Annotated in this window: 1 protein-coding gene and 1 pseudogene; one reads left to right on the top strand and one right to left on the bottom strand. The window is 40.4% G+C overall.

Annotated elements, in window-relative coordinates:
- Positions 1–32: 32 nt before the first annotated feature.
- Positions 33–1340, bottom strand: a complete 1308-nt coding sequence (locus tag F6J99_RS44670) for a transposase (protein WP_293123783.1) — start codon at positions 1338–1340, stop codon at positions 33–35.
- 85 nt (positions 1341–1425) lie between these two features.
- Here F6J99_RS44670 and tnpA point away from each other — a divergent pair.
- Positions 1426–1826 (top strand): annotated as a pseudogene (gene tnpA, locus F6J99_RS44675) (IS200/IS605 family transposase).
- The last annotated feature ends 67 nt before the right edge of the window (positions 1827–1893 follow it).

Consider the following 1893-nt stretch of genomic DNA (forward strand, 5'->3'; position numbering starts at 1 on the left):
TTGAACTCTCTACGCTTTGAAAAACGTAGATTCTAAGCGGATTTCACTTCGCGGGTTGAAACCACGCTCCGTGACGCTTGACGATATGATCTCGATAGAGAGTCCAGTCGGTATCGTTGTGGCAGGTTCAAAACTGCTCTACTGACCTCGACTAGGGGAAACCCTAGCTGTGTCACTACTTTTCTGAGAATATTGCAAGCTCCATTACAGTCGGCATTTATTAATTGCCCTTGACTAGACCGATAAAGACCGCGCTTTACTCTTTTGCCTGAGGCTCTCCACCCCTCGGGTTTTCCACCAAGTGTAGGTAGAAAGTCACGATCTAAGAAACTAGCTTTACTGGTATAGCTTTCTTCGGTCTCAACGAATTTGATCCCGTGTTCAATGCACAATTGCTCAATTCTATTTTTTAATTTAGCAGTAGGGACTTGCACAAACTGCTGGTTATTATTTTTGCCAATATTGATACTGTCTTTGTTGCGCTTGTTCCATCCAAACACTATTGTGCTAATTTGATTCCTTTGGCACCAATTAATTATGAATCTAGCGACCTTATTCACATTGTCGCGCATCTGCCTGTTGCGCTTTTCGGTCAAAGAGGCTAACCGATCATCCCAGTAGTCCTGAGATTTACCTTTTTTGATTGCAGCTACCCGCTTGTTGTACCACTGATTTTGTGATTTAACTTTCCTGCCATCTATGATAAATGATTTCCCAATGTTGGAAACGCAGGTTAGCCAATTATTAAGACCTGGATCGATGCCTAAAACATTACTCGTTGATGCCACTGGGTTAAGGCTCGGTCTCTCATACACAAATTCTAAATAAAAACAACCATTTCTAGGGACAAAACGATATTCTTTGATTGACTTAAAGTCGATGTTAGACGGCATCGGGAGTAGAAAGTGGTCAATCCCAAACCAAGCTTTAACCTGTTTCCCTAAAGTGAACTTAAGTTGACCTTTTACTAGCTTTACCCAGCGAGCAGGGTAACTAACTACAGCTAAACCTCCCTTTTTGCGATACTTTGGGACTCTAGGCTTATCGGCTAACTGCCCTTTATTGTACAGTTTATTGAGAGATTTGTAAGATTTAAAAGACTCAACAACTCCATGCAATGTTTGCTGAGCACACGCGGATCTCATGGCTTTGAAATGGACGTTATTTTTCATTATCTTGTCCAATTCTGCGTTATTAAGATATTTGCCAGCTTTGAACAGCATTTGACGGCAATAGTATAATCCGCAATTGGTTAGCTTATTAGCTTCTGAGCAGATGAATTCTATAACTGCTTGATTCTCAGACGTTGTAGTTATTAAGTGTTGCTGACATCCATACATTCTATTGTTACCTCCTTGTTTATATTGTATATTGAGTATACAGCAATTTTCAACAAAAATGGCTTATAAAAATCAAAAATTTTTCATGACAAAACCGCAATACTTAACATTACTAAATTATCATTTTTTCGGGTGCCCAAAAAGAAGAAAATCCGTACTAACAGGAAAGGTAAAAATGAGGTGGCAAGAGATTATTTTTGAGTTGTGCAAAGATAATAACTGGCAGCTGATCGCAAAGCGAGATAATGCCAGACCATGTCCACATGTTCTTAGAGGTCGATCCTACTTTTGCACCGTCGGTAATAATCATGCATAGTAAAAGGGCGAGCGTCTCATCATCTCAGAAGAGAGTTCCCTGAGTTACTAAAACTTCCAACCCTTTGGTCTCCCAGTTATTTTTGTTCAACCACTGGAAACGCGCTTCACAGAGACAGTAAAAAGGTATATAGAAAACCAGAGAGGCAAATAACACGAGAGCCGGGATAAATCCCGGTACGCTCCACGCCCACCCAATAAATTAGGTGGCTAACTCTCGCTAGTTATTTCTCTGTTT

It is taken from the genome of Moorena sp. SIO4G3, from assembly GCF_010692305.1.
Classification (GTDB): Bacteria; Cyanobacteriota; Cyanobacteriia; order Cyanobacteriales; family Coleofasciculaceae; genus Moorena; species Moorena producens_A.